We start from the raw sequence: 7200 nt of genomic DNA, 5'->3' as shown, positions 1-7200 counted from the left end.
ATCCTACCAGTACGATGCCCTGGGCACCAAGCTCCAGAAGTACTCGAATGTCGGCGGTATCCAGACCACGCGCGACTATGTCGGGGGCATTGAATACAAGAAGGAGGGGACGGGTTCCCAGGCAATTGACCTGATCCTAACGGAAGGGGGGTACCTGCAGAACAGCAGCGGGACGTATGTGTTCCACTACAACCTGACGGACCACCTGGGCAACGTTCGGGCGGTGATCAAAAAGGGCTCTACGGATACGACCTCCACCATCGTGCAGAAACAGGACTATTATGCGTTCGGAAAGACCAGGGCTATTGTAACCGGAGGGATAAACAGCTATCTTTACAATGGCAAGGAGAGGCAGGCGGAGCTGGGGGACCAGCTGGATTACGGGGCAAGATTTTATGACGCAGAAATAGGCAGATGGAATGTCGTAGATCCGCTGGCGGAACAGATGAGAAGGCACAGCCCTTATAATTACGCCTTCAATAACCCGATACGGTTTATTGATCCGGATGGGATGAGGCCTTGGCCTATTCATGTTCGATCATTTATAGCTGCATCTAAAGTGGGAGCGGGTCATTTTAGAGGTGATGGACGAGGACCTTCAACTTTAGATTATCCTGCTGCTTCCTCAAGGGTAAAATCAACTTTTACAGTTGATCCAATTCAAGGAACTGTCACCAATAGTGCTACAGCAAGCGACCCTACTGTGTTTTATGGTTTTAAATATGCTGATCTTTATATTCCTCCAACGCAGAAGGATCCAAACCCATCTCTTTCAATTACGAATGTTATAAACTCTGAAAATAGTACTTTTTTTGAGTTTAAACATAGTGCCAAAGATCCTGTAACACCAGGGCTTATAACACCAGATTTAGATGTTCAAGGAAAGTTGTCTATTACTGAAAACTTAAAAGAGGGAACCCTATCGATTAACGGCGCATTTTCTGGGGATGCTTTTCCTAGTACCGAGGCTTTTATTACAGATCAGTCAGGTGCCCGTCTGTTGCTAGGCGCACATCAGGAAGAGGGTGGTTTGAGAAAACTGTTCGGAGAAAACAATCGACCTACTTTTTCTGTGAATATGACGGTCAGACTCGATGGTGATGGTAACTTTAAGGAGGTTACTTCTGGGAAGAAAACATACTCAATGGATGAATGGACCAAACATGTTCAAAATACTTTTCGATAATGAAATATTTATTCTTTATATCTATAATCTTATTTATGGCTGGTTGTACCTCAAAAGGTGAAGACGTCATATATGTATTGCCTCATGGTTATACCGGAAAAGTGATAATCTTATATGGTCAGGAAAGTGGTGATCGTAAAGCTTATGAAGGAAGTAAAAGATTGTATAATATTACTGAAACAGGAGTGTTAAAGACTCAGTTTGCTGTAGATTACAATTACAAGCTATTTCCTGAAGTTTATTATGATAACAATGGAAAAAGGATAAAAATACCTGTGGTTGCAGATCTGACGGAAGCGGATAATAGTAAAGTTGTAGCAACATTAGCAACAACAGGGAAGCTATACGGTGTTGATGGCAATATAGAGTTTGAGTACTCCATTTTTTATGTGGGGACAAAGGAGCAAATCCGAAAGAGTTCTGAAGAGGTTGCCAAAATAGATCTTCGCCATTTGGCTAAGGAGTGATTGCAAATGAATTGTTACTTGAACAACTAACTTTATGCAAGCCCGAGCCCAAAACAATTAGTTTGTCGGAGCTAGACGTCCTTACTATAGGCGTATTTCCACTAATGTGTCCCCTTATTTGGGGCTAAGACATTATATGATGAGGGTGCCGAGACAAATATTGAATGATCAAGATATAATAAAATCACAATGAATAAAATTTTAGTTTTTTTATTTTGCGTCTTGATGTTTCTAATGCAAGCCTGTATTGTGGTTGAAAATGAGTTGATTAAAGTTTTAGTTTATTACAATCCTTCAGGAACTTTTTTTTCTGACAGTCAACACTTACAAGTCGCCACCCCAAATCAAGTAATTATCGATACTGTTTTCAAAAAAAATACTCATATTGATAAAAGTAGATTGATAAAATGTTTAAAAATTTCTGAAAATGACTTAAAGCACCTTTCTATTAAAGTCAATAATATAGACACAATCTTGCAGCATAGTGAAAAGATAAAGAAATGTATGGCTGTTTTTATATCATATAGTGATCATGAGGGGTTATTTAATGAAATAAATAAAAGAGGTTTAGATGTAACAGATAATGTCGATGGTTTCAATAAAACATTGGACAGCTTAAAGAATGTTCTTGGGAAAAAGTTGTGTAAAATAAAGGTCAATATAAAGCATGACTATTGTGAATGTGATTAAGAAAGTTTTTAGTTTAGGATGGAATTCGGGGAGCAATAATCTATTTCATATCAAGATGACGAACTAATCTATTATATTTTAGGAGGGCTTAAAAATCGGCTTGTTACATATATGAAGCGAATTTTTTTTAAAGAAGGCAGTTTGTCCACTTAACTTTTGAGAGGGATAAAAAGGACCATAACTTCTGTTTCACTTTAAGCAGCGCCATCTTTTCAGTCAAGGACATCTTGAGGGGTAAGAAGGCTGAAGCTTTGAATCGAATGGAAGTTTCTTTAATGAATTGAATAGACATACAGGTAAATACCAATCTAACTTTGGACCAGTTTTGAAATAAAACTTTAGCGTGATACTTTTATAGGTCAAGTTGGGAACAACAAAAAGAAATTGTTATGCTGTAGCCAAGTATAAGTTTTTTGATCCCGAAATAGAGGCCTTAATTGTTTGTTATCTTGATGATAAAAACAAAGTTATCAGCTTGACCAAAATCCAAAATGGCGAAAAGAATGCTGAAAATTTGGTTGACAAAGACATTAAGTTAACAGAGATCAAAAACTAACCCTTTCCCAATTAGGAGCCTTAATTTTTGCTTCAGTGTTTACTAATCACCAAATATGCTAACGCAGGATTATTCAGCAATCTTTCCATCTCAGTACCCACCAAATCATCGATATCCTGTTTAATCTGCAGGTAGTTACGCTGTATGATCTGGTCGTGAACCGATCGGATTACTCCCATGTTTTTGTAAGCTTTCTGTTCATTTTTTAGCGCCTTATGATCGTTTATAATTTCGCCATAGAATGTTTTGAGTTTTATCTTACAGTCAGGATTATCTGCCACCATTCCCACGAACTCTCCGGAACTCAGACCTGCTATTTTGGATGATGGAAGGGCAGATTCCAACTGTCTGGAAAAGCTGATGGAAGTGTCTGCGCTGTTTACCGTTTGACTCTTTCTGTCCTGCATGATCTTCCCAAAACGTTCAGACAACTGCTTTGCCATATCTCCTGTACTCTGACCGGCAATCACATTTCCAAATAGGTTTATTAAAACCTCTGCCTGTTCTCTGGAATAATCCCTTCTTAGCTGCTCAATGGATTGAACTCCAACAGTTGTTGATACTAAATTGCTTCTCCCTGTTGCCACTACCGTGTCGAGCGGTGCATATATCGTTGGGTATTCATCAAAAATAAGGCTGCATTTTTGTTTCCCCTTTTTGTTGACCAGCTTGACCAAGCGGTTGACATAGAGAGAAAGTACAGCTCCGTATACCTGGATCTTTTGGGGATTATTTCCCATACAGACAATCTTCGGCTCGTCGGGGTTATTGACATCCAGATTAAAATCATTTCCGGAGAGTACATAATACAGCTGAGGAGATGAGAGCTTAGCCATAGCCACCTTTGCAGCCGCTATCTGTCCCTCGAGCTGCTCCATCACATCATTGAGGTAGGCGTTGATAAAGGGATTCACTAAAACCTCTATTTCTTTTTCTGTCCGAAGCAAGGTAAACAGGCTGTCATAGTCAACCTGCATCATCTCAATCACATGGGGAAGGGTACAGAACTCGCCGTTTTGGAATTTACGCAGGTACCAAATAATTGCGGTAAGAAAGTTAATGGGTGACTCGACAAAGAAATCGCCTTGACGTCTTATCCATTCGCGGTTGAGCCCCATAAGGATTGTGCGTGCGCTCTCTGCGGCATCGGTAATGTCGCCCATGGAAGAAGGATCTAAAGGATTACATCGGTGTGATCGGCTGAGGTCATCAAAGTTGATGGTATAAAAAAGTGGAGGAGTGGCGTATGTGTGCTTCCATTTTAGCCAGGCATTGTAGGCGATTTTGGAAAGGTCATCATACTTAAAATCATAAACAAACATGGTGAATCCCTTTCTAATATGCTGGGTGATGATATGTCGAATGACAAAATAGGACTTTCCGGATCCGGGTGTTCCCAGTACCATGATTCCGCGAAAGGGATTGATGATATTAATCCAGCCGGACCGAATTTTCTTTTTCCATCGGTATTGTAAAGGCAAATTGATGGAATAGTCATTTTCAAGGAGCCTTTCTTCCTGAGGGAAAGTTTCACCTTCCTGGTTGAAAATATCATCGTTGGTGAGTTTGTTTCGAATGATCCTCGAGAACACGGACAGGCCCTTGATGGTCAATAGAAATCCGATCGTTGTAATCGCTATATAAATCATGATTACGGGCCGTGACACCACCCCAGTGTAGAAAATTAAATTACTTAGAAAATATAAGAGTAACCCTAATGACCCGTACACCAAAGCGGTTACAACGGTATGCTTTTCCTCCTTTTTACCCCTAACCCCGAGAAGCGAAAGAATAAGGAAAAAAAGAGCCATTAGTTTGGAACGTATCTGATCGGTGAATATGCCCGTAGCCGCTATTTGCCTTAACAGCTTATTGGTCCATGGTGTGTGCCAGTTCAAATCATGGAAAAGGCCGTAGCCGTAGAAATAAAAATGCAGTAATAAAATGGCAACGGCAATTAACCTGGACATATCCATTATCTTGCGCATCGCCTGTTCGTTTTCTCCTGTCTGTATCGCCATAATTATCATTTTTAAAGTTTAAAATATAGAACAAATCCAGCTATTAGATCTGTTTTATTGCTCGTCGCTTCCTTTTCCTGGGTTTATTTTTCAATTGATGAGGTACATTCCCATAAACCTGTTCAGGCTGTATCAGTGAATAGATGATATCGTTATTTTTCTCCGATCGTAGCTGGTCAACAGGACTCTCCGATACGTTAAAACCCGTTAACTGCGAACGTTGATCTTTCCATGCACTTGGTTTGAGCGGTGGTGTTACTATCTGATCCAATTCCAGCTTAGTAATACATCTTTCCTGTATGCCCTTTACGCTGTATAACTTTCCCAGGTCACTTCCATTGAAAACACATTTTGTGATATGATCCACGTAGGTAATACCGTATATGTTGCCATTTTCATTCTTGCGAATAGCGCCATGAATTCCATGCTTTTCCAGAAATTTGCAGAAATCATCTAAATTCGCAGGCTTTTTCTTAAGGACATGGTCAATGGTACTTTTGGTCCTTAATTTATACAACACCTTCTTTGATCGGTTTTCCTCAAATCGTACTTTTAAAAACTTCAATGTCGGAGCATTGTAAAAACTACTGGCCTTTATGGGAACTCCAATAGGTTTACCGCTTTCATCAATAATGCGATATAGTAAACCTTCAAACTTAAAAACCCGGGATCTCTCACTCCCCCGATCTGCCAAAACATTGTATTGTTTAAGTATGGCATTGAGTTCCGGAAGACTGCTGTATCTGTACTTCTCTAATACTGCGTTCAGGACATTGGTAATTGCCCACCTAGTATCGATGCAGCCGTATTGAACCTTTTGAACATCAACCGGCCTAAGCCGGAATCTTTCCTGTCTTTTACTTTCACCAGCTACGGTCAAGCCAAAGGATTTCTCAATCTCAGTGCGTGCTTTTTCCGACTGATTACGACCTATGTTCTGCATATCTATCCTGCTACCATCGGGCCTCACCTTGACACTAATGAGATGAATATGGGGATGTCCGGCATCATCATGACGATATACAAGGAAAGGCTGATCTCCGAATCCAATCTTCGTCATATAGCTCTCAGCTATTTCCATTAAACTTTCACGATCAAGAGATTTTTCTTTAGGATCAAAGTTCAGCGAGATGTGAACGCTGTTTCGTGTTACCCTTTCGTTGAGCTTAGCCTGATTAAGTAACCTATTCAGCTTCATGGTATCGGTCATCTTCTGGGCATCAATGGGATAATTTATTGCTCCAATACATTCGGCTAACCCTTGTTTGACTTTATTTTCATTATACTGAAAGATCCTGCGGATGGAATGCCCGGTCTTTATTACTGCAACCATACCACAGCAATTTGATTGATACGGTTTTTGATTTCCTCTATTTTATTGAAGATGACTTTCCTTTCCAGCTCATGCCCCAACTTCCAAGGTTTAAATTCTGATACATTCTGAATGGTATGGAGCCTCTTTACTGATTGATTGAAATTATTCCCGATGGCATTGAGTTCTTTGCGCAGCAGGATCATTTCCTCCATGAATTCATCTAAGGATCTGTTTCGGTAGGTCATTATGATCTTTTTCCTGAAAATACATTTACGGATGTAGTCACTTAGCTTCCTTGAGGTTGAGGCTTTCCACCGGATCTCAATATTATTAAATTCAACCTCTGTCAGCCGTAGCCCAATAATACGTGTCCTGTTTGATTTTTCCTTTCCCATTATATTTCCTTTCATCACATTTCAAACCTAAAAAAAGCAAAGCCCACGAGTTCCGAGTAAAGGGCCCTATCAAGCGGTTGTTAAACAACCGGACATCTTGCCGATTGCAAAAGAAACAGCAATCGATTTCAATAAATCTAAGGCATAAATATTTAAAAAATAAAACCTCATTAAAATTTGACTAAGAATAATTATAGTAGTTGTAATAAAAAAATGAAAACATATCCATCTTATTCGAGTAAACTTTACGGGTACCGTAAGGAATACAATAGCTGGGTGATTAAACTTGTCATAAAGTAAATGATGTCCTGTGCATTGGACGTACACAGATTCCCAATTAACTGTGCACATGTAATGCACATAAAAATTTTATCTTTGTATATACCAATAAATTAGTCAATGGCCACTAAAAGCATGCAGTTATCCGCTACGAAGCCTTAGACAGGTGCTTTTCCAATAAGGGACGAAAGTTTTTTATCAACGACCTTATCCGATATGTATCCGAGACGTTAACGGATTATACAGGCAAGGATTCTTCTATTTCTCGTAGACAGATACTGAAAGATATGG

At 39.6% G+C, this 7200-nt stretch carries 6 protein-coding genes; 3 read left to right on the top strand and 3 right to left on the bottom strand.

What is annotated here, in order from left to right; genetic code table 11:
- Nucleotides 1–178 precede the first annotated feature (178 nt).
- The 3 genes from E0Y80_RS19805 (at nucleotide 179) to E0Y80_RS19795 (ending at nucleotide 2343) form a co-directional block, all read left to right on the top strand.
- Complete coding sequence (locus tag E0Y80_RS19805; protein WP_231596112.1) at nucleotides 179–1186, top strand: RHS repeat domain-containing protein; 1008 nt, start codon at nucleotides 179–181, stop codon at nucleotides 1184–1186.
- Nucleotides 1186–1653, top strand: coding sequence for a DUF6843 domain-containing protein (locus E0Y80_RS19800; RefSeq protein ID WP_156309390.1), 468 nt, complete (start codon nucleotides 1186–1188; stop codon nucleotides 1651–1653). Before E0Y80_RS19805 ends, E0Y80_RS19800 begins: the two co-directional genes overlap by 1 nt.
- A 189-nt stretch (nucleotides 1654–1842) precedes the next feature.
- Complete coding sequence (locus E0Y80_RS19795) at nucleotides 1843–2343, top strand: hypothetical protein (RefSeq protein ID WP_156309389.1); 501 nt, start codon at nucleotides 1843–1845, stop codon at nucleotides 2341–2343.
- Between the two features lie 588 nt (nucleotides 2344–2931).
- Here E0Y80_RS19795 and mobC read toward each other — a convergent pair.
- The 3 genes from mobC to E0Y80_RS19780 are packed head-to-tail and all read right to left on the bottom strand — an operon-like array spanning nucleotide 2932 to nucleotide 6645.
- The gene (gene mobC / locus E0Y80_RS19790) at nucleotides 2932–4920 is read right to left on the bottom strand and encodes a conjugal transfer protein MobC (protein ID WP_156309388.1); all 1989 of its coding nucleotides are present in this window, start codon (nucleotides 4918–4920) and stop codon (nucleotides 2932–2934) included.
- 43 nt (nucleotides 4921–4963) lie between these two features.
- Entirely contained in the window at nucleotides 4964–6253 is a 1290-nt protein-coding gene (locus E0Y80_RS19785) for a relaxase/mobilization nuclease domain-containing protein (RefSeq protein WP_156309387.1), read from the bottom strand.
- Nucleotides 6241–6645 carry a plasmid mobilization protein gene (locus E0Y80_RS19780; RefSeq protein ID WP_231596111.1) on the bottom strand — a complete coding sequence of 135 codons (405 nt, stop codon included), beginning with the start codon at nucleotides 6643–6645 and terminating at the stop codon, nucleotides 6241–6243. The genes E0Y80_RS19785 and E0Y80_RS19780 overlap by 13 nt, the downstream gene beginning before the upstream one ends.
- Between the last annotated feature and the right edge of the window lie 555 nt (nucleotides 6646–7200).

Origin of the sequence: Sphingobacterium endophyticum (genome assembly GCF_009733535.1) — a bacterium.
Classification (GTDB): domain Bacteria; phylum Bacteroidota; class Bacteroidia; order Sphingobacteriales; family Sphingobacteriaceae; genus Sphingobacterium; species Sphingobacterium endophyticum.
This window is presented reverse-complemented; position numbering and strand designations above follow the sequence as displayed.